Annotated in this window: 17 protein-coding genes and 1 other RNA gene; 3 read left to right on the top strand and 15 right to left on the bottom strand. The window is 26.9% G+C overall.

Annotated features, from left to right (window positions below):
- Positions 1-15 precede the first annotated feature (15 nt).
- The 9 genes from BN854_RS04220 to BN854_RS04185 all read right to left on the bottom strand — a co-directional run bounded on the left by BN854_RS04220 (position 16) and on the right by BN854_RS04185 (position 13,330).
- A complete protein-coding gene (locus BN854_RS04220) occupies positions 16-1,773 on the bottom strand; it encodes a coiled-coil domain-containing protein (protein WP_026659480.1) in 1,758 nt (585 codons plus the stop codon).
- A gap of 25 nt (positions 1,774-1,798) precedes the next feature.
- Positions 1,799-3,151: an AAA family ATPase gene (locus BN854_RS04215; protein ID WP_026659472.1), complete on the bottom strand. Its 1,353-nt coding sequence runs from the start codon at positions 3,149-3,151 to the stop codon at positions 1,799-1,801.
- Between the two features lie 24 nt (positions 3,152-3,175).
- Positions 3,176-4,510 carry a hypothetical protein gene (locus BN854_RS04210; protein ID WP_045959771.1) on the bottom strand — a complete coding sequence of 445 codons (1,335 nt, stop codon included), beginning with the start codon at positions 4,508-4,510 and terminating at the stop codon, positions 3,176-3,178.
- 263 nt (positions 4,511-4,773) lie between these two features.
- Positions 4,774-9,660 (bottom strand): CvpA family protein, encoded by a 4,887-nt coding sequence (locus BN854_RS04205; protein WP_026659454.1) that lies wholly within the window; start codon positions 9,658-9,660, stop codon positions 4,774-4,776.
- Positions 9,661-9,817: 157 nt separating this feature from the next.
- An RNA gene (gene rnpB, locus BN854_RS07555) (RNase P RNA component class B) lies at positions 9,818-10,154 on the bottom strand.
- 41 nt (positions 10,155-10,195) lie between these two features.
- A complete protein-coding gene (locus BN854_RS04200) occupies positions 10,196-10,594 on the bottom strand; it encodes a CBS domain-containing protein (protein WP_026659448.1) in 399 nt (132 codons plus the stop codon).
- Positions 10,595-10,692: 98 nt separating this feature from the next.
- Entirely contained in the window at positions 10,693-11,385 is a 693-nt protein-coding gene (locus tag BN854_RS04195; RefSeq protein WP_026659439.1) for a DsbA family oxidoreductase, read from the bottom strand.
- 9 nt (positions 11,386-11,394) lie between these two features.
- Positions 11,395-12,030, bottom strand: a complete 636-nt coding sequence (locus tag BN854_RS04190; RefSeq protein WP_026659432.1) for an NAD(P)-dependent oxidoreductase — start codon at positions 12,028-12,030, stop codon at positions 11,395-11,397.
- 532 nt (positions 12,031-12,562) lie between these two features.
- Positions 12,563-13,330, bottom strand: a complete 768-nt coding sequence (locus BN854_RS04185; RefSeq protein ID WP_026659431.1) for a hypothetical protein — start codon at positions 13,328-13,330, stop codon at positions 12,563-12,565.
- Between the two features lie 224 nt (positions 13,331-13,554).
- Between BN854_RS04185 and BN854_RS04180 the strand changes: the two genes are divergently transcribed.
- Both BN854_RS04180 and BN854_RS04175 read left to right on the top strand, forming a co-directional pair.
- A complete protein-coding gene (locus tag BN854_RS04180; RefSeq protein ID WP_026659430.1) occupies positions 13,555-14,289 on the top strand; it encodes a LytR/AlgR family response regulator transcription factor in 735 nt (244 codons plus the stop codon).
- On the top strand, positions 14,282-15,634 hold the full coding sequence (locus BN854_RS04175) for a GHKL domain-containing protein (protein WP_026659428.1): 1,353 nt from the start codon (positions 14,282-14,284) through the stop codon (positions 15,632-15,634). The genes BN854_RS04180 and BN854_RS04175 overlap by 8 nt, the downstream gene beginning before the upstream one ends.
- A gap of 30 nt (positions 15,635-15,664) precedes the next feature.
- Here the strand turns inward: BN854_RS04175 and BN854_RS04170 are convergent, their stop codons facing one another.
- The 3 genes from BN854_RS04170 to BN854_RS04160 form a co-directional block, all read right to left on the bottom strand.
- Positions 15,665-16,801, bottom strand: a complete 1,137-nt coding sequence (locus BN854_RS04170) for a glycosyltransferase (protein WP_026659423.1) — start codon at positions 16,799-16,801, stop codon at positions 15,665-15,667.
- 185 nt (positions 16,802-16,986) lie between these two features.
- Entirely contained in the window at positions 16,987-17,808 is an 822-nt protein-coding gene (locus BN854_RS04165; protein ID WP_084600828.1) for an AAA family ATPase, read from the bottom strand.
- Positions 17,792-18,511, bottom strand: a complete 720-nt coding sequence (locus BN854_RS04160; RefSeq protein WP_026659408.1) for an SDR family oxidoreductase — start codon at positions 18,509-18,511, stop codon at positions 17,792-17,794. The genes BN854_RS04165 and BN854_RS04160 overlap by 17 nt, the downstream gene beginning before the upstream one ends.
- Before the next feature lie 128 nt (positions 18,512-18,639).
- Between BN854_RS04160 and BN854_RS04155 the strand changes: the two genes are divergently transcribed.
- Positions 18,640-19,155, top strand: a complete 516-nt coding sequence (locus tag BN854_RS04155) for a TetR/AcrR family transcriptional regulator (protein WP_026659401.1) — start codon at positions 18,640-18,642, stop codon at positions 19,153-19,155.
- A gap of 39 nt (positions 19,156-19,194) precedes the next feature.
- Here BN854_RS04155 and BN854_RS04150 read toward each other — a convergent pair whose 3' ends face one another.
- The 3 genes from BN854_RS04150 to BN854_RS04140 form a co-directional block, all read right to left on the bottom strand.
- The gene (locus BN854_RS04150; RefSeq protein WP_026659393.1) at positions 19,195-19,698 is read right to left on the bottom strand and encodes an NUDIX hydrolase; all 504 of its coding nucleotides are present in this window, start codon (positions 19,696-19,698) and stop codon (positions 19,195-19,197) included.
- A 343-nt stretch (positions 19,699-20,041) separates the two neighbouring features.
- The gene (locus BN854_RS04145; RefSeq protein WP_026659383.1) at positions 20,042-20,785 is read right to left on the bottom strand and encodes a hypothetical protein; all 744 of its coding nucleotides are present in this window, start codon (positions 20,783-20,785) and stop codon (positions 20,042-20,044) included.
- 31 nt (positions 20,786-20,816) lie between these two features.
- Positions 20,817-21,461: a DUF998 domain-containing protein gene (locus BN854_RS04140; protein WP_026659375.1), complete on the bottom strand. Its 645-nt coding sequence runs from the start codon at positions 21,459-21,461 to the stop codon at positions 20,817-20,819.
- Between the last annotated feature and the right edge of the window lie 67 nt (positions 21,462-21,528).

Below are 21,528 nucleotides of genomic sequence, written 5' to 3'. Positions count from 1 at the left end.
CTCCTTTAAAAAATATTATTCGTCAAAATTGATATTTTCTTCTTTTTCATTCTCTTTGGTATTTTTTCTTTTTTGTCCCTTAGTATTTAATTCTTCTTTCACTTCTTTTTTGATGCGTATTTTTGTTTTTTTCCATTGTTCTTTGAAGAATTTCTTATAAGCATCCATTTCTAATTCTAGTTCTTTAAAGTCCTTTTTAGAGGTAAAATCTTCATTGATATTCAATCCATTTTTTTCTCTTAATCCATAATATCTTGCATTAAGTTCTCTTTTTTCATGGATAATTGTTTCAAGATCATCTTTATATTTAGATATTTCTTGATTTTTTTGCTCGTTTGTTTCATTTAAAGTTTTCACTTTTTCTTCATAATGATTTTCTTTTTCTGTGAATTCTTCTTTTATTTGTTTGATTGTTTCATCTTGTTCAATCTTAGTCTTTTCAAGTTCTTCTAAATAATCATTTTTTAGAGTATTTAAGTTATTTAGATGTTCTTCTTTAAGATTCTTGATTGTTGTTTCATGTTCTAGGCTATTAAGAACTAACTGATCTGTTTTTTCTTCAATAACTTTTTCTAGAGCAGCTATTTGTTTTTCATTTATTTCAACTTTATCATTGAGTTGTTCGATTGTATCTAGATGTTTTAAACTATCTTTTATTTCAGCACTTAAGGTTTCTATTTGTTTATCTTTAAGTTCTACTAACTTTTCTAGTTTTACAATGTACTCTAAAGGATCAAGTTTACCATTTTCTACTTTGTTTTTTAGTTTACTTACTTCTAGTGTGAATTTTTTGATTTCTTCTTGTTGTAATTTTTCTAGTTCAATCTGATATTCCTGTTCTAATTGTTCCAAAAGATTTTGTCCAAAACTATAACTAATTAAGGTAGATAATTCAATTGTTTCAACGATATTGTCTGCCATTTTCAAATCAAAAGGATTAAATTCATTCTTATGTTCTGTTAATGTATATCCATCTTTTGTATAAGAGGTAATATAGTCATATAATGCAAGCGATTTTTTAAAGTTTTGGTTCATTCTTAACACATTTGTTTTAACCACAGGTGGTTTAATGATAGGTGCTTTAGCAACCTGTTTCATAAGTTCTGTTGATAACATTGAGATTACTTGGGCATAAGCATTTTCCATACGTTTAACATTGGGTATTTTATAATAATTATCTGTTAAATATGGATCATTTTTAAAAGTATCTTCGTAATCTAATTTATAAATCATTTTTCGATAGTTATCATTGATTTGTTTATTCATTTTAACTTCCATATGATAGGTAGTTACTTTTTCTTTAACTTTAGTAATTCTTAATTCAATAAAGTCTCTTAAATATGACAGTAACATAAAAATAAATCTATTTTCATAAACTAGGTAATCGCTTAATTTTTCTACCACATATAACTTATCAGGAATTAAAGGATCACTTTCTTTTTCTGGGACATGGGTAATTAAATCACTATGTTGCGATAAATGCTTAATAGTTTCTTTTGATGTCTTCTTTACTTTTTCAATTGGCAACACATTACCTTCTGATGTAATGAACTGTCTATCTTCTCGAATAGCTTTTTCAATAAATTCTAATGTGTTTTCAATTTCAGTAATCCAGTCTGAATCAATCATGCAGTCATACTTTAGAACAATAAGTGAGTCTAGTTCATTATGTGTTTCAACTAATTTTTTACGTGCTCTTTTAGCATCATTATGTGTTTCAGTCACTTTTTTGAGTTCTTTAAATGCTTTATAGTATAGACTCATATTCTTCATATTGATTCCCCCTTTCAGTATAAGTTTAAGCGTTAATTTCTATTTGTTTAATATATTCTTTACATAATAACATTTCTTCTTCACCAAATAATTCTTCTATAAATGATATTAAATCTGGAATAGTACTTTTTACATAGACCATATTTTTAGTTTCTAGTTTACGTAAAACTTTTTTTGATAAGATATCATCGATTGCCCCTAGTTCACTTCCACCACACGCAATCATTACAGGTACGTAATTTTTTATTTGTTGCATAATACGGTTACCAAAGGTAATTTGATATTTATCTGTTAAGTATTTATCAATCGTTTTAATTCTTCTTAAGTTTCTTTCTGTTATCTTATAGACTTTTTGAGCTTTTTTAATCAGTTCTTCAAATTTAGTTTCAGATAACATTCTCTGATTTGATTCTTTTACTCTAAATGGGGTTGCCTTTTTATCTAAGTTTAATACCATCGCTCTATCATAAACTTTATCTGATATGGCAAAAGTTGAGTCATCGTTATTAGCTGTTCCTATAAACCACATATTTTTAGGTAAGATAATTCTTCCTTTTTGAAGTAGTTTAGGATCAGTGTTCCACTCATCTGAAACGACATCTAAATATCTTTTATTATAATCTGGTAGTTCTAATAAAGATAAGAATTCGGCGAAGTAATATTCAATTCGCGCGATATTCATTTCATCTAATACGGTAATATAGATTTTGTCTAGGTAGTTTGCTTCATAGATTTTTTGAAGAAGAGTTGTTTCATTAAACTTTCTTGTAAATTCATTGTAATATCCTATTAAGTCAGTTCTTTCTTTCCACATAGGTTGAATTGGTACAACTGTCGTATCATTTTTAAGATACTTACCAAATGCATAGGCCAATGATGTTTTACCTGTTCCAGACATCCCTTGTAGGATAATAATTCTTGTCACAGAAAGTCCTGCAATGAATCTTCTAATATCTTCTATATCATAATAGAGTTTAAGTTTATCAGCTGAATATAATCGAAATTCTTCACAGATTTGGCTTAATGTTGTTTCATCTTCAAAACTCATTGGGCCACTATTTTCTATTTCTTCATCTATTTTGCATAACATTGAAAATCTATTATCACTTGAGGTTTCAAGAGAAGATTTATTAGTATGCACTTCTTCTTTATTAGAAGAATTTAGCATCACTTGTTTTTCGGTGATATCTTTTTTAAGGTTTTCCTTCTTTGTTTCATTTAATATAACTAGAATAATGCTGAAAATAATAAAAATTAAAATAACTGCTATATAAATTAAAACTGCTATTTTGCTTGTCATTACTTTCCAAGTTGATTCTAAAATTTCATTAAAATCAATCAAAAATGGTAGTGAAAATATTTTATTTAATATATACATCGTCTATTTATCTCCCATTTCTTTTTAATTTTGTCGTTCGATTTTATCTAGTATTGCAACTGTTTGATTGATTTTTTTTAGCCCAAATATATCTTCAAATGTACCTGATAACTTTAGTTTATTAGAAGAAAATTTAATAAAATCATCTTGGGTTATCATTGGTAATATAATTGTAACAATAGCAGTATCTACTGCCTCTAATAACTCTCCGCCATAGATTTGATAATAAGCTGTATATCTTTCAATAAGGTTTAGGGTATAGTTATTGATTCTAATATCAGTATTTTCTTTTAGTACGCCTTCTAATTTATCAAAATGTTTCCAGTAGAATTCTTCTAATAAATATTTACTGATATTCTTATCTATTGATGATAGAAGCATGGTATATGATAGTTTCATACTATTTTCTATGACTTCTTCTTTTGGTGTTGTAAGTGATATGTCTAAGCTGATTGTGATTGATTTACCTAATAGTGGGTAATTTCTAGTATTGATTTTACTGTTAGTTGTAAATAAGAACCAAATATTTTTAGGAAACTGACTATATTTATTGTTCAATTCTTTTGAGACTAACTCATCAACATTTGCATCTAAAATGTATTGTGATAATTCTTTCATGTATGATAAATCATCTTTTTCATTGATATTACTAATTGTAAGGATGTGTAATTTTTCTTCGCTTTGTTGAGCTGATGTTAAAAGTCTGAAAGCTGTTTCTGAATTCATAATGTAGTTAAGATCAGTAATAATATCTTTATGAGTTATAAAATCAGCATTTGCCCCAATAAAATTGGACAGAACTTCAATAAAGTATTTAGCAACTTGGTTATTTTCATTTTTAAAAATGAGTGATTTTGTAACAGTTAAAGCTGCGAGTACTTCTCTTACTAATTTTTTACTTACTTGAAGCCCGTGATCTAAAAAATACTGTTCTAGTTCTTCAACGTATTCTAGCATATTAATTTTTTTATTATAGATTGGTTTAGTCTGAATTATACGTTTAGGTTTTTGAATTTCTAAATTAGTTACTTCTAAGTCTTCTACATATGCTTTGTACTCTTCTTTAGTTTCTTGTTGTTCTTCATAGACAATAAGTTCTGAGACTTCTGGTAACTTAACTTTCTGAATAAACTCATTGTTTTTTGTTTGATTCAGTTCTTTTGTTTTTTTATTTTTCAATAAACCTCTTGTCATAAGTAAAGCTAAAAGAGTTAATAAAACATCTACTGTAATAATAGTTATTTTATAACTGTCTCTTCTTACTTTGCCTAAAAGCATTAAAAATAAAATATTAAATATAATAATTGCCAATATGGCAAGAAGTACTTTCCAGTTAAATTTATTTGTTTTATTGTTCATCATACTCACGCTTTCTCAATTTTTATTTCTTGCATTAAAAAAAGCAACAAAAAAAGTTGCTTCAAATGTTGATTTTATTTATATTTAATGTGTTATTGTTTTTGTTCATGTCAATTCCCCTTGTTTTCCCTACTATTATCATACTATATTTAGGGACTTTTTTAAATCATTTTTGGTAAATATATAGTAAAAACTGTATTTTTATAAGTCTTATATTAAGTAACTTCTAGCTACTTAATATAAGTCCCTATAATTATTGTTAATTATCTGTTATTTTTCATTATGTATTCATATATCGTATTACCGTAAGGAAGCATCGTATTTAAAAAATTTATTATATCTGATTTAGGAATAATAAGATTTGCTGGTTCACTATATATTCCTGTTTTATCTAGAATAATCGTAATGATTCGTTGAAAAATAAGAGAATCTTTTTGGACTGCTTTCTTTATTTTCTCTATAGGAATGTTAAGAATGTCTAATTTTAACGCTTCACTAAATTTTTGATTATTATTACCTATTTCATTTAAAGCATCAATAAACTTAATCAGTTCTTCTTTCTTAATAAGTTGGATTGATTTTTCATTAAAATCAAATGATTTGTCATCATATATATCTATATTACCTAAGTTTTGATTTATTTCTTTAATGCTTGTTGTAAGATGAGATCTTACAATGTATGAGTCTTCTTCTATCATCTTTCTAATATTATTCATATTTAAGTTAGAGTTTTCTAAGTTTCTGATAGCATTCTTTAAACTCATATTTTGATTACCATCAAGTATTTTTAAAACACTTATCAATTTATTAAATTCTTCATAACTTAAGTCTTGTTTTTCATCTTGGTATGTTGTTTGTTCATATGATCTCTTATCAATTGGATTTTTAGTTTGATTAATTGCTTTTTTAATATTATCACTTAAAAGTGCCTTGATTAAAATCTTATGATATGAATCTTTTAAATTAATTATTTGGTTAATTTTTAGTTCGCTAGCATTAAATTTGCTTGAGATTTCATTTAATGATATATCGCCAAATAAGTTTTCTATCGTACTAAATAAATTTATAACTTCATCTATTTTGATAATTTTATTAAGGTATTTTCCTTTATGCGTATATGTATTATCATATGCTCTTTGTCTTATTTGTTTATCTAAATTCTTTTGTACATATGATGATATCATGCCATATATCAATGAACTTGAATCAATCACTATATTTTTTATTTTACTAATTTTTAATTGATTCATTAATTGATTGACTTGACTAACATTGGTTTGTTTTCCAAACAGATAGCTAAATTTTTCTACAGTATTGACTAATTGATCATTTTCAATGTAACCTAGATTATCTAATGTTCTAAAGTCTATTGATGTTTCTTTTACTTGAATGATTAATTCATCGCTAACCTTACGTTTAATGATTTCTGAATTTAGTTTTAAAACTTCAGTTAGTTTTTCTAAATCTAGCGTATTAATTGAATCTAAAAGACTCTTAACTTTCTGTTTTTCTACATCAGCTATTATGTATAAGGCATTAATTAATTTACGGGCTTCAGATGCTGTAATATATCTATTGTTTGTATCTAAAAGTTCATTTGTAAGATATCTATTTTTAGTTCTCTCTGATGATCCTAGTTGTTTATCTATTTGTGCACTTGCAATGCTCTTTGTAAGAATAGATTCGTAAAGTAGCATACTTTCTAGTTCAGTAATTGTAATGTTTTCATAGTACTTATTTAGTTCATTAAACTTATAAGTTATACCATGTTTACCGATCAAGTCATCTATGAATTCTATTAATTCTTTTTTGCTTAAAACTGTTTGGCTTGAGTTTAGTAATAATTGATTAGAGCCACCAGTTAATTGGTCTGAAATTAAATATCTCATAAGCTCTGAATTAGAATTAAGAATATCCTTTGTCTGACCCAATGTTAATGTATCTATTTTTACAGTTTTTACTGCATCTTTTATTAAAGTTTCCTCTGTATTATCTAATGTAATTAAAATATTAAATAAACTTTCTACTTCTTTTTTAGTTAATACTGTTTTTTCTTTATCTATAAAAAGTGTACTTGGCAGTTTATTAACATTAATTTGATCTATTTTGAGTATTTCATTTGATACAAGTCCTAAAATAAATGCTGATTGAGAATAGTTCAAAATATTTCTAGCTCGTTTAATTGTCATCGTGTTGATGTCTATTCTATTTTTTAAATCAAGTAAACTATCATTACCATTATCAAGTCTGTTAAGTACTTTAAATAGTTCTGCGATTTCATTAGCTGTTAAAACACCTTCTGAATCATAAGCGCCTGGTACTTTTAGATTAGAGATATGATTGATACTTGATGTAATAAAGCCTCTAATGATTGATGAAGTTTTATATGGTATTTTAACAAATTCTTTAACTTTAATATCTGTTAATAATTTATTGAAATCATTTTTTGTTGCTAAATCATTTAATTTAAGATTGAATTGATCTAACATTTTAATAATATGAACAAGTTCACTAGCTTTTATTTGTTCTTTTGTTTGGCTTGTATAGGAACTTTGAGGAATGATAATACTATCAATCTTCTTAATTTTACTAGTTATTTCAACATTTACAAAAGCTGATTCCAGATTAATAATATCTGTTAATTTATCATTTGTTAATTCATTTTTAATTAATTCAGCATTAAGCTCAGTAAAATCATTAATCCCTAGTATTTTAACAACTTTAAGTAATTTAAATATTTCTTCTTTTTTCACTAAGCCGTAGTATGGGCTAGAACTTATCATGTCAAGAGCATCTTTAGGCGTTACCATGTCTTTATTTTCTTTAATGAGTTGACTCACTTTATTGTATAAAATTCCTGAGTCTAAAATAGTTGCCATACCTTTTTCTGTTTGGGCATATGCCATCACTTTTTCAGTAAATAGTTTAGCACTATCAGGATCATTGATTAAAGTAATGATATCAAAATTCATTTGTTCTATGATTCCTAAGATTGTTTGAATTTCTTTCTTATCAATGAAATCTGGATAATTTCCCGTGCTATCTTTAACAAAATTTGGCACTTCTAATTCTCTGATATTTTTAATACTTTGGTCAATAACTGCATATACAATATTAGAATTTAAAATAGTTTCTTTATTTTGAGTTTCAATAAAATTACTAAATATTTTATCAAGCATTTTTTGACTTTGTTCACTATCTTGAATGCTATTTTTTAAACTAAAGTCTTTTTCTTTATATAAGTCTATTAAAACTGGACTTAATTCTTTTAATTCATAAATCAAATCAAAATTCTTTATGCTAGTAGTATGACTAATAATTTTTGACATTTCAGTTCCATCTGAAAAACTTTCCTTAATTAATGGTCCACTGATGCCTTTACTTAAGTTAGAGATTGTTTTTCCTTCACTTAATAATTGAATGAGTTGATTAAAATCATTTTTACCTTTCTCAGTTGTCAACATTTTATCTATTATAGCAAGAACATCATTTGTTTCTTCTTTATCATTATAAAAAGTTTTAATATAACTATATGTTTCAATCAGCCAGTTAAGTTCTCTATTTAAGTCTGTTGTGCTAGATAAGTCCTTTTTTACATTTAGAATCACTTCATTTGTATTTTGCATCTTAATATCTTTAATTAGACTAGATACCATATAATCTACACCTGGATCTAGTAGACCATCAAGTGATTTTAGTTCACCTAGCGTCTTAATTGTATGATTAAACCAGTTTTTATATGTTTTACTTTCAATATTCAACATATTTGTTGGTTTTTCTAAAAGTTCTTGTAAGGTGATTATTTTATCATCTAACTTCACATCACTTGGGAAAGTTAAGTATGATTCTTTTAAAATCTTAATCATATCTTTACTTAAAGTTCTAGTAAATTCATTTTCAAAATTTGATATTTTAGCGATAAATGATTGAATAGCTTGTTCCTTTTCTTCATCTGTTTTTCTCCAAGAAAAGATTTTTTGACCTTCTTTCATTGATAAAAAAGTTTCTATTGCGACATCACCTAATTTTAGAATTTTCAAGTCTGTCATTTTTTCTAGGATATCTAATACTTTTTCTCTTTCAACTGCGTTAAGTTCTAAGACTTTAGTAGGCTCTTGTATGTATGTTTGCCAAGTATTGATATCATTTATTGAAAGCATTTCTTCTAATAAAGCGTAAACGCTCATAGCATCTTTATTTAAATCTATGTTTATATTTTTAAGTTTTTTTGCTATTTTTTGTTGTGTCGTATCTTCTATTTTTTCATTTGACAATTCTGTTAATGCATAGTTGTATCCTGGATAAATTGCTAAATTCATTAGTCTTGTCTGAGACATCTTAATAAATAAAGGTTTTAACTCTTTTAAACTTTCTGATGTTAACTCAAATGATTGTTCACTTTGATCTATATCATAATAAGTCATAGCTGCTTCAGAGTAAAATGAAATTTCAGCACGCCATCTCACGTTATTTCCTTTAATTTTAGTTGAAAAAGCTAAATCAAAAAAATGGTCAGCAAGCCCTATATGGTTAATTTTGATGAAATTAAACGGTTTAATAAAGTTATACTTATTAGCTTCGATAATATCACCAATGATTGGATCAAAGGCATCTTTATTTTTCCTTAGTTTTTCATTATCAAAGGCATTCACCAAAACTAATATAGGCAACATCATAGTTAAACCTGCTAAAAAGCCTCTTATTAAACCAAAAAATCCACCTAGATAGCGTTGTTTAGCTTCTGTTGGGTAGACCTTTTTAATTTTATATTTAAACCATGTTTTTTTAGTAATTGTTGCCATAAGTAGCCATCTTAAGAAAACATAAAAAAGAATGAAAAGTACTATTTTTATTAAGAAATCAGCTAACGCTATGACAATTTCATAACCGCCTGATTTAAAAATCACGTTAATTTCATTTGACTGTTCAGACATAAAATAAAGCATAATTTTTTGGGCATTTTCCTCTGAAATAAATAAATATGTTGGAATAAGACCTATTAATACAAAGATAAAAAGAACAATTAAAGTATTTCCTAAAAAATACCAAAGTGTTTTTTTAAATCCTCTTTTTAACCCTATTAAAAAGTGTATCAGCATCAATAATGCAAGAACAGATGCTTGAACAATTATAAATATAGTAGATATCACCAATTAAGCACCCCTTTTATGCCTTTGTGTCTAATTATACACTATTTTTAGAAATCTACAAAAAATAATGAAACACTTTGATTTGTTTAAGATAATAGTTTCCCATATTTATTATCTATTAAACAAAAAAAGCCCCTAAGGACTTTTTTAATCAACTTGCATAAGCCATGTTCTGTTCTCAAATCTTTGAGTGTGACCATTTATCTCTACATAAGTAGCATTAAGACTAACTTCATTTAGTTGTCTTTATACGCCCCTACCAAATTTGGGTTTCTAGCTTGAGGGGTTTACCGCGTTTCATTTAGTTATTTCTAACTAACTCGTTTCTGTGGCACGTTACATTCTAGATCATAGTTTCCCTTAGATCATTAAATGCCGTTATCATTTCTGATACCCTAAGTTATTTTTTCCTTAGGCACAAACACTACATACATCTCAGTATGTGCTAGCATGGACTTTCCTAACCTACATAGTAGGCTCGATCACCTTCAGTTGACCTGTTTATTTTATCACATTCTACTAAAAAGTCAAGATTTTACCTTTTTTGAAGTAAATATTGGATGACTGATTTTCTTGTTACTATTCCAATAAAAATATTTCTATCATCTACGATTGGAACGTAATTTTGGTTTTCTATTGTATCAATCAAATCTTTCATTTCTGTGTTAATCCCGTTAGACTTAATATCTTTTTCTTTTTTCACTTCGTAAATATAATGTTGTTCAGCTTTTTTATAGTTGAAGTCTGATTTGTTTTTAATATACCACAATAAGTCACCTTCACTAATTGAAGAAACATATTCTCCTTCTTTATTAAGAATAGGTATTATAGTATATCTGTAGTGTTCCATTTTTTCCATTGCTTGTCTAATAGTAGAATCATCATAAATATATACTACTTTTTCTTTTGGAATCATTTTAAATAAAACGTTCATCTTCATCACCCTATATATTTTAACATATTTATTACTTTTTATAAAAAAACTACCCTTTTAAATTGATTCTTTGGGTAGTTTATCGTTGTTAATTTTTTTTAGATATCACAATTACCATCTGTGCATAGTCCAGAATCATCACCTTTTATTTCAAAACTATTTTCTTCTTTATAAGCATCTTTAAGTATTTCTTTGAATTGTTCTAAAGATTGTGCACCTGATATAGCATATTTTCTATTAATGACAAAAAACGGAACACCTTGAACACCTAATTGTCTGGCTTCAAGAATTTCTTGATTAACCGTATCTTCATACTCATTAGAATCTAATACTTTTCTTGCTGTTTGTTTATCTAGCCCAACTTCTTCTGCCAATTGTGTTAATACATCGTAGTTAGCAAGATTTAATCCATCTTCAAAATATGCTTTCATTAATCTTTTCGTTAAGTCTGCTTCTTTATTAAACTTTCTTGCCCATTTGGCTAGTCTATGACCATCAAATGTTTTTGTCATAATGATATCATCCATTTTAAAGGTTAGACCATCTAAAGCACCCATTTGTGTAATTCTATTAAACATTTGTTTTGCGCTTTCAACTGAGGTATTTTTAAGTTTTCTAAAAACTTCAACAGAGGACTCAGTTGTCTCTAAAGGAGCTATCGGATTAAGTTCATATGCTTTGTATGTGATATCAACATCTTTGCTTGGTATTTCCTTTAAAGCGATTTCTAGTCTATTTTTACCAATGTAACAAAAAGGACAAGCAAAGTCAGACCATATTTCTATTTTCATTTTTTTCTCCTATCTATCTGAAAGTGTCAATCTTTTATATATATTTAAATCAGATGCAGCTGCGTTTATTGTTAAATCTGCTAAGTCAAAGATACTTACTGTACTTTTTCCTTCTTGATTAAATAAAATATAATCAGATCCTATATTATATGTGTATGTTGGCTTATTATCATTAAGCTCAATTGCTGGGCTAACGAAAGTCCATTTAACACTTTTATCTTCTTTTAGTTCTTGATATAAGTCATATGCTCCTTTTACCATTTGTTTCATTTCTTTTGATGCATTAGCATATAATGTTTCATTTGTTCTTGGATCGTATAAGCTGCTTGCTCCACCAATAATGACAAGTCTTTTGTCTAGATTTCTTGCCATCTTTATAATTGATCTAGATCCTTCTAAAAAATCATTGTATAAATTTGGGTTTTCCCATCCTGCATTAAATGAAGAAATGATTAAATCAGCATCTTTTATTTTTTCTGATAAAGCATCTACGTGATTCACATTTTCATGAATGACTGTTAAGTTAGCTTGGGGTTCAAATTTGCCACTTCGTGAAACTGCGTATACACTATGACCGTTTTTTAAGGCTTCAAAAACTACTGCTTTTCCTGTAAATCCGCTTGCTCCTATAACTGCAATTTTCATAAATTAACCCTCTTTCTAGTATCTATCTACCTGTAATCATTATAGTTACATTTAAATATTTTATCAAATTATTTGCTTAGTTTTTCTTATGTTTAAAAAAAATATCTCTTAATATTATGACTTTTAAGTGTAGTCTATTAAGAAATATTTATAAAACTATGATTGATTTAACAGGTGTTTTATTGTATTCGCTTGAACTCTTGAGATATATACAAAGTCACTTGTATCACACTCGTTGTCTCCGTTTTTTAATAAAGCCCCAATATATGCTCTAAAAGTATCAATGAGTCCCACATAATCTGGAAATACTATTCTAAATCTACTTACATCTACAATATTATCTACTTTGATTTTGTATGTGTCATATTCAATATGATATTCTCTATCGCTTACTTGTTCTAATTTCTTTGTTTTTTCATGATCAATTTGTTTTAGAACTTTTTCTAGTATTTCTATAAAGTCTTTGATTAAGATAATAAAACCTCCTTTTTTACTATCTTACTTTAAATTGGGCAGTTGTCAAACTTGTTGCTTATTTTCTATCGTTCAGTTTAATCAGACCTTCTTCAATTAATAATTCTTTTGTTTTGTAAGAAGGAATAAAATTAATATTTTTTACGGAGTCTTGTTTAGAAATGCTTTTCATGTATAAATTAACAAGTTCACATGCGTGTTCTAATCCTAGTTTACTTGATACTTTAAGTAATGTTGGCGTTGTTTCATGAATTGCAGCATAAGACACATTAGAAATATTATATTTAGTATAATAAAATTCTGAAGGACTTAAATTATAATATACTTTCATGATATTTCCATGAATCCAAATTTTTAAGATTGGTTTTCCTTTAAAACTAAATCTTTCATACTTCCAAGACTCATTTACATTTACCCCTTGAAAACTTAATATATAGTTTTTTAAGGCATTAAACCTTTCTTGACTTTCTTTGGGAGCCAAAATAAGTCTAGCTTTAAAACTATAATTATACTTTATGTATAACTGTTCTTGATTTTTATTTTGGTTCAAACTAACTTTTCTAAAACTTTTTTTTCTTATTCTAGGTTCAAAAGCAGGATCAATTACTTTGATATCTTTGTTTTCTATTAAAGCAGGTTTAGTATCAGTAAAATCTTCTTGTTCAATTTTCGTAGTTACCATTTTTTTATTTTTAAATACAAATAGATATAATAGGTAAATTGCTAAAACTACGATAATAATTGAAAGAATTAAAATAATGACTAACTTAGTGTCAGCGTCCATATCAAAAATCATATAAAACTTATTATTTAAAAATACTCTCATAGACATTCTCCTTTTAATTAGTGTATGTCAGTACTTTACTACTTTTTTAACTTTTTTGTTCTAAAATGTTATGAAATGCTCTTAATTTGTTCTAAAATGCATATATTAGCTGATACTTGTTATAACATTGTTTTACATGTTTCACATTTATTGATATAATAGAGTTACACTACTCATACATCACGCTGCATACTAGGTAGTCTTTTCCAAGGGGAGGAAAATTTATGATTTCTGTTGCACTTTGCGATGATGAAAAAATATTTCTTGATCATTATGAAGAAAAAATTTCATTTCTTGCTAAAAAACATCATACACTTTTTGAAGTAATTAGGTTTGAAAGTGGCGAAGCACTTCTTTTTTTCTTGGAAGATCACCCTGAAAAATTCAATATCATCTATCTTGATATTTTGATGAAAAAAATAAATGGAATAGATACTGCTAAAAGAATAAAAGAAATAAACCCTAATATTTCAATTGTATTTTTAACTAGTACAGAGTCTTTTGTCTTTGACTCTTTTGAGGCTAGTCCAACAAACTATCTAATTAAAAATAAAGATGATAAAAAATTTGAAGCTATCTTTATTAATTTTATAGAAAATTTTGAAACAAGTATGACACAAACCCAGTTTATTTACCAATCAAGAACACAGAATATTAATTTACCTTTTAATAAAATTATTTATTTTGAGATATTTAAGCGCATTATTATTATTCATACAACTGACTTAGGAAATATAGAGTTTTATGGTAGTTTGAACTCTTTAGAAGAAAAGCTTCAAGGCCAATTTTTTGTTAGAACACACAGATCTTTTCTTGTTAATTTACAGTATGTATCAAAAATTACGAGTCAAGATGTTTATCTAAAAACTCATAAAACCCTTCCTTCATCACGACACTACTATAACGATGCTAGAGAAATTTTGAGTAATTATCTGCTGGGGGTGGTTATTAATGACTGATTTTATTGTTATCTTATCATACATATCATCTACATTATTTTTATATTTATATATTCGTAATTATTCCCAATATTTTCCTTTTAGAAAATGTGCATGGATTGCGATTACTTTTATATTTTTAGCCACCCTGCTACCTTTATTAAACTTTTCTTGGTTAGACGAGTATATGCATATCAGACTATTTTTTGCAGTTGTCGCATACTTTATTGCTTTTCCAGGAATCTTTAGAACAAATATTGTCAATTATCTTTTCTTAACTTTTAATTTTATTCTTAAAACATATTGCTTCTTTTTATTCTTTTCAGCTATCTTTGCTACGGCAGAATCAGTATCATTATCTCTTTCATGGATAAATGATTCTTATTATTATCATCTCACCCATGTTTGTACGTATCTTGCTTCTTCGATGTCTATTATGTTTTTAGACCATCTTTTATTAAATACTAAATTAAAAGATTTACTTACTTCAAAGCGTCTAATGGGATTCTTACTAAGCATTCAAATTATTATGCTTTTAAATCTTGTTGCAATCACCAACGGTCAAGTTTATTCTTTTGATGATTCTTGGTATAATGTTTTAGTCATGGTTATTTCAATTTCTGTTTTTGCTATTTATTTTATCATTCGTTTATTTACTGCTAATTTGAGTTATTTAATTGGATATAAATCTAGAACTAAAACGCTTGAAAAACAACTAAATATTCAGTTAGACCATTATCATGTATATGAATCTCAAGTCAGAGATTTTCTTAAATTTAAACATGATTACACTAAAACACTCAATGCAATGAATCTACTTTTAGATCAAAAAAACTATACTGCAGTTGTTAATGTTTTATCCAGTTCAATTACCAACCTTAGTAGTTTAAAACTTAGTTATAAAGAGTATTCTAACAATGTTATTATAGATGCTCTATTAAACAATTATGCTCGTAAATTTAAATTAATTGAAAGTGAGTTTTCTTCTACTGCCTTTCTATCAATGGATTTACCTTTTAACGACTTAGACTTAATTAAATTATTTTCAAATATTATGGATAACTGTTATGAAGCAGTCTCAAAGGTTAAACAGTGTGAAAATAGATTTGTTACGATTGATAGCACAGTAAAAAATGGTTTTCAATTATTAACGATTACAAATAGTTCTAATAAAACTCCTATGAAACAAGAATCATACACAAGCAAAAGAAATAAAATGCTTCATGGATTTGGGCTTAGTATTATCAGTGAGATTTTAGAAAACATTGGTGGCTTTATTTTATACAAGAAGACAACAATTAATACTATTCCTTGTTTCCAATTAGTTTTGCACATTCCTTTAGATGAACATAAAAAACCACTATAGATTTTTCTAAAGTGGTTTTTTCATTTGTTTTTAGTCTACTATATTTAAATTATTTTTTCTATCTATAATATCTTGATACATCTCTTCAAACTGATCTACTGAATTTTCAAATCGATAATTTTTAATAAATTCTTTGTATGCTTTTAGATTATTTTCTCTTGCTTGTTTGTTTTCAATCCAATATTCAATCTTGTCTTTTAAATCATTTGTATTTCTATTCTTATAAGAATTATTAGCTTCTATTGAAAAGAATCTTGATGCTGATTTTTTAGCATTAGAGATAATGGGAACAACTCCACTAGCAATCGCTTCTAAGCACGACATACCTTCAATTTCAATTTCAGCAGAGTGAACAAACATATAAGAAGTTTCTAGTGCCTTCATTAATTCTTGTTTATTTAAAAAGCCGAATTTAACATCAATGTGATATTTATTAGCTAATTTTCTTAGTTTTTTCTCTTGTTTGCCCTTACCAGGTAAGACAAGTTCGATTCTATCTTTATACTTTGACTTAGCAATTGCTTTAATTGTAATATCTTGTGCTTTTTCTTTGGAATATCTTCCAATTGAAATGATTCTAATTTTATCATCAGATGGATGGTTTACTATCGTTGTAAAATCATTTATCACGCCATTAGAAATAACATATCTAGTGGCATTTGTATATCTTTTAGCTGCAAATTCACTGCTCATTTTTGAAAGTAAGTGAAGGTTATCAACTTTTTTATAAAAAGTATCAAAGTAAATATAGGCCATCCAGTTTACTAGAGGGCTCAATCGTCTTACCCCTGCCCCATATGTAATGTTTTCTGGCATAATATGATAAGATGTCACCACTGGTATATTCAGTGATTTAGCAATTTCATTAGTTACTCTTGAGAGTTTAAAAGGAAATACTAAATGGCATATATCAATATCACTTAAAGCCTCTCTAATTTTTTTCTTATCCGCAACGGCAAATTTCATGTCTTGCTTGCTGATGATACCATTAACTAATGGTATTTTTTTTTCTTCAAGCGAATAAATATGACTTTCATTTTTAGTAGCTATTGTTAATACTTTAACAGTATGTCCTCGTGCAGCACGTGCTTCTTTAAATCTCTTAGTTGTTATTGTTCCACCATTTGATTGATTTTCATAATTGTCAATCACAAATAAAATGTTCATATAAATGTCCTTCTTAATTTAACTTAATCTATAATACAGGTACTTATATGTTACCATACTATTACTTTTTTTATGCCTAAATAAGTTATTTGATGTGATTAAACTCCTCATTTAGGCTATATTCAGCTTTTTTTAAATAAAAAATAAATGATTTAATGCTAAAGATTATAAAATATTATTTATAATTATTTTTTCCCAAATAAATGATTCATATAGCGTTCTGGAGCATTTAAGAAAGATTGATAATCTTTTACAACTGGATGTTCTGCGTAATTGATAGATTCTATTGTATCTGAAAAATGATATATAACAGCACCTGGGTATGCAAGTAATATAGGAGAGTGTGTACAAATAATAAATTGGCTGCCTTCTTTTACATATTGATCAATTAAAGATAATAGAGTAAGTTGATTTTGAAATGATAAGGGAGTTTCTGGTTCATCTAGTAAATATAATGCTTGAGGTCTAAGTTTAGATGCAAAAAATCTTATATATCCTTCTCCGCGAGAAGCATTTTTAAATTCATTTACCATATCTGACATCATTCTGGTATTACTTTTATATAGTCCTTTTTCCATTATTTTACCAATAGAATTGCTATTACCATGTTTTTTTACTGACTCTTCATACATCAACTGATTTTCTTTTTCTTCTTTATCTACCCATGTTAAAAAAGAATAAAAATCTTCACCTTGAAAATGATATCCTTTTTTAAGTTTAGTACTCCAAGCTATTTTGTACTCACTATATTTACTTAACTGATAATTAATATTTTTAGAAACTTGAATGCTATTTGTTAAATAACTGATTGCTCTAAGCAATGTAGTTTTTCCTGATCCATTTTCACCAGTAAAAAATATAATTGGTGCATCTAAATCTATTTTATCAAAATTGATAACATTATACGGATATTCATTCTTATTACTTCTATTTTCAAGAGATTTTAACATTTTATCATTTCCTTTGTTATCATTAAATAATTTTTCTATCTTATGCCATACCACCATTTACAAATATAACTTGTCCATTAATCCATTTACTACTTATAATCGAAAAAACTGCTTCTGCAATATCATCAGGCATTCCTATTCTTTCCATTGGATTTAACTGGCTTATTGCTTTTATTTGTTCATCAGTTTTGCCTGCTGTAAAAAGTGGTGTAGCAACAGGTCCAGGAGCAATCGCATTAATGCGTATATTGATTCCTTTAGCTTCTCTTGCCAAAATAAGTGTCATTGTTTCAACTGCTGACTTTGATGCTGCATATGCACCGTAATTAACAGTTTGTGCACGAGTGACAGTTGTTGAAAAGTTTAATAGACTGCCTTCTTTTGAAAGATATTCTAATGCATATTTAGAAGCAATAAATGCTCCACGCACATTTATACGTATTATATCATCAAATATGTTTAAATCTAAGGTTTTTATTGGTGAAAGTTTCATTATACCTGCAGTATTAATTACAACATCAATACTTCCCAATGCTTTTTTTGTTTTTTTATATATTTGAATTACCTGATTTTCATCCGATATATCACCTTCAACTATTATATTTTTAGCACCGGATTTATTAAATTCATTTGATAATGTATTTGCTTTATCTTTATTCCCAACATAATGTATGCCTATTGAATAACCTTTACTTGCAAAAAGTCTTGCTACTGATTCTCCTATACCACCTGTAGCACCAAAAATTAAAACATTTTTCATAAATTCCTCCGTAAGTTACATTTTTATATTTTTGTAACTTGTTTTAGTTTATATCTTTTTCTAATCTTGTCAATTAACTAACTCTTATTAATAAACTTTGATATACTATTATTATATGGAGGTGTCTTATGAAATTATCAAAGGAACTCATTTTAGATGTTACTGAATCACTTATCATAAAGCAAGGATTTGAAACAACTACATTATCTAGTGTGAGTAAAATGTTAAATGTTTCTCATGCTGCTATATATAAATATTATTCTAATAAAGAAGATGTATTTGAAAACTTAGCTCTAAGATGGATATCAAGAATGTTTGATCATTTATTTACATGGCAACCTAATAATAGCGAATCCCCTTTACACGATTGGTTATGGCTATTAGCTACAACCAAAAAAGACTTATATTTAGAAAATCCTTATATGTTTAATCTCTACAATGAATATATTGAAAAAAATTCTCATCTTATAAAATCTCATTTAGAAAGTTTATATACAAAATCAGAAAGTCTTGATGGTAAAAAAAATGGCTACGCAGTTGTTAATGCGTTTGCCATCTTTCATAATCCTAATTTTTGCGATACATGGTCAAGACTTTCCTATCAAGAAGACTTTGAGAAAATATGGGAACTTATATCTAGATAGCTATTCTTTATGTTAGTTATCTAGATTTTTTTATAGTTTTTATCTACTCATATACTTCATAATTTCTTTAAATACTAATAATTCTCTTTCAGCAATATCATTATATATGTTCTTACTATATGCGGTTTCATTAGTTTTAATTGCCTCTTCAATAGATATCCATATTGGATTAAAATTTTGAGTTATTTCATATCCCTGGAAATTAGTCTCATTTTTTATATCACTTATTTCAACTAGATAGTATTTTGATTGCATAGAAAACACCTTTGTTTGATCCGTTTTAGACTTACCATAAGTATCAATAATTCCAAATTCTTTATTTTTTAAAACAGTATATCCTGTCTCTTCCAATACTTCTCTGTTTAGAGCATCAATAAACGTTTCGTTTTCATCAAGTCCTCCACCAGGTAACTTTACCTCATCATTGTCGCTTGCTAAAACGAGTATTTTATTATTCTTTATAATAATTGCTCTAGCTGCTTTTCTGTCAAATTCAGTAGAACCATTACTTTTATATTCTATCCCTATAGTATAATTAAACATTGAAAACTCCTTCAATTTATTTTTTATTAACAGCGTTATCCTTCTTTTAAAAAATGAGGAATAACATATTTTTTTATAATGCCCTTAATAGCTATTCTATTTCATTAGCAACATTTCATAACTTAATTTAATAAAAAGTGATTAGTTACTTTACCATGCATACGTTTTTCTGTACATAATATGCATAGCACCTTATATGATAATTAAATAATCACTCATCCCTGCATTTTTACGCTTTTATTAAGATAAATATGTGATTTTCTGAAGTGCTTTATTTTTAAATAAATAGATCCTACTTCATATTGATTGATAATCATTTATTCCTAACTTTTCTGATTGCTTTTTATTTAAAACAATGCTTAAATTTTCTAATTAATGGCTCTTTCATACCTTCATTAAACCACTCATGATATAGTTTAAAAGGTTCAATTAAGTCGTCTTTATAATAACTCATGATTTGATTTACAGTTAGAAAGGCTTGAGCATAAAGTAATTCAAGTGTCAAGTTACTTTCTTTATCGTATGAATCTGCACCAAACATACTAATACTTTCATCGCCTATTTTTAATTTAGAATTGATTATTTTTTCTTTTTCTATTTTGACAACTTCTTCGTATTGTGCCTCGCTAAGTAAGTATTTTCTTGGCATATAAAAACAAAATCCTTCTTCAAACCAAATATCACTATCCCATGGCATATCAACAAATAATTCACTATCATGAGTCATCTCATGAGTTAAAATAGTTAATATTTCTTCTTTAATACTATTTTTATAGTATGAAGTAATGAATTCTTTTTTCTTAAATAGTTTCTCATAATAATTTAGCCAATATACTTCCAGTGGTTCAATATAAATTACTCCATTACGCGTAAACGCTGGAATGCGATTATCTGAAAAAATATTTGTTGCTAAGTCATATGTTGTATAAACGATTGCTTCAGGCAGTTCAATCAAATAAAAATTTTTCTTCAGTTTTTCAAGTATATCATCTATTCTATTGTTTAAGTAATCTATCATTTCTTTACGTATGATATAATCTTCTTTATTCTCATATGCATAAACAATTTTAATCATTGGTTTTTTCATTTTATCACCTATTTTTCTAGTAAATTGGATCCTATATTTTTTCTTTTTTTACAATCGCTTGATAAAAAATATAGATTCCCAAGAAAAGTGTAAATAGTACTGCAGAATATGCAGAAAATCTTTCTACTAGACCAAAGATACTTTTTGGTAATAAACTTGTTCCTATTGCGCCAAATATCATCAAAGATATAGTAATAATGGATATATTTGTTATAAGCTTGTACATTCTATTTTTGTATCCACCTATTATAAGTACTACAAGAGATATTATAGATAGTAAAACAACTATCCCTGTAACGATTAGATGCATAGTGCTTTTAAATGAAGTGCTTGTATTGCCTGCTTCTTCTAATGGAAATAAGTTATATCCAATAACATTGATCAAGTTCATAACAGACCATATATAAACACCTATTTTAGTTAATTTATCATTCTTTTTTTTAAAATATAGGCATAAAACTAGACAACAAATTAGCGTTAGAATGCCGTAAATTATAACATAGATATCAGCAATACTTTTTGAAGGGGCACTACTTGATGTTAAATCACTAATTGCTTGTTTAAGCCAATTGTAGTTTGGATAATTTAAACCTCCTATGACATCATGTAATAGATAGAAAATAAACGCAAATAATCCTGTTAAGCCTAAATACCCAATTATTTTATTTTTTGTCACTCGTTTTTCCTCTAGTGTTTATATTTGATCTTATATTCTATCATTTATTATAACATAAATAAATTCT

It is taken from the genome of Alteracholeplasma palmae J233, assembly GCF_000968055.1.
Classification (GTDB): domain Bacteria; phylum Bacillota_I; class Bacilli_A; order Acholeplasmatales; family Acholeplasmataceae; genus Alteracholeplasma; species Alteracholeplasma palmae.
The sequence above is the reverse complement of the archived record's forward strand: the minus strand, read 5'-3'. Positions and strand labels throughout refer to the sequence as shown.

Coding starts and splice junctions, on each gene's coding strand:
- BN854_RS04170 (WP_026659423.1), bottom strand. CDS start 16,801: ATGAACATTTTATTTGTGATTGACAATTATGAAAATCAATCAAATGGT.
- BN854_RS04150 (WP_026659393.1), bottom strand. CDS start 19,698: ATGTTTAATTATACTATAGGGATAGAATATAAAAGTAATGGTTCTACT.
- BN854_RS04220 (WP_026659480.1), bottom strand. CDS start 1,773: ATGAAGAATATGAGTCTATACTATAAAGCATTTAAAGAACTCAAAAAA.
- BN854_RS04200 (WP_026659448.1), bottom strand. CDS start 10,594: ATGAACGTTTTATTTAAAATGATTCCAAAAGAAAAAGTAGTATATATT.
- BN854_RS04210 (WP_045959771.1), bottom strand. CDS start 4,510: ATGAACAATAAAACAAATAAATTTAACTGGAAAGTACTTCTTGCCATA.
- BN854_RS04185 (WP_026659431.1), bottom strand. CDS start 13,330: ATGAGAGTATTTTTAAATAATAAGTTTTATATGATTTTTGATATGGAC.
- BN854_RS04180 (WP_026659430.1), top strand. CDS start 13,555: ATGATTTCTGTTGCACTTTGCGATGATGAAAAAATATTTCTTGATCAT.
- BN854_RS04145 (WP_026659383.1), bottom strand. CDS start 20,785: ATGAAAAAACCAATGATTAAAATTGTTTATGCATATGAGAATAAAGAA.
- BN854_RS04195 (WP_026659439.1), bottom strand. CDS start 11,385: ATGAAAATAGAAATATGGTCTGACTTTGCTTGTCCTTTTTGTTACATT.
- BN854_RS04155 (WP_026659401.1), top strand. CDS start 18,640: ATGAAATTATCAAAGGAACTCATTTTAGATGTTACTGAATCACTTATC.
- BN854_RS04190 (WP_026659432.1), bottom strand. CDS start 12,030: ATGAAAATTGCAGTTATAGGAGCAAGCGGATTTACAGGAAAAGCAGTA.
- BN854_RS04175 (WP_026659428.1), top strand. CDS start 14,282: ATGACTGATTTTATTGTTATCTTATCATACATATCATCTACATTATTT.
- BN854_RS04215 (WP_026659472.1), bottom strand. CDS start 3,151: ATGTATATATTAAATAAAATATTTTCACTACCATTTTTGATTGATTTT.
- BN854_RS04160 (WP_026659408.1), bottom strand. CDS start 18,511: ATGAAAAATGTTTTAATTTTTGGTGCTACAGGTGGTATAGGAGAATCA.
- BN854_RS04165 (WP_084600828.1), bottom strand. CDS start 17,808: ATGGTGGTATGGCATAAGATAGAAAAATTATTTAATGATAACAAAGGA.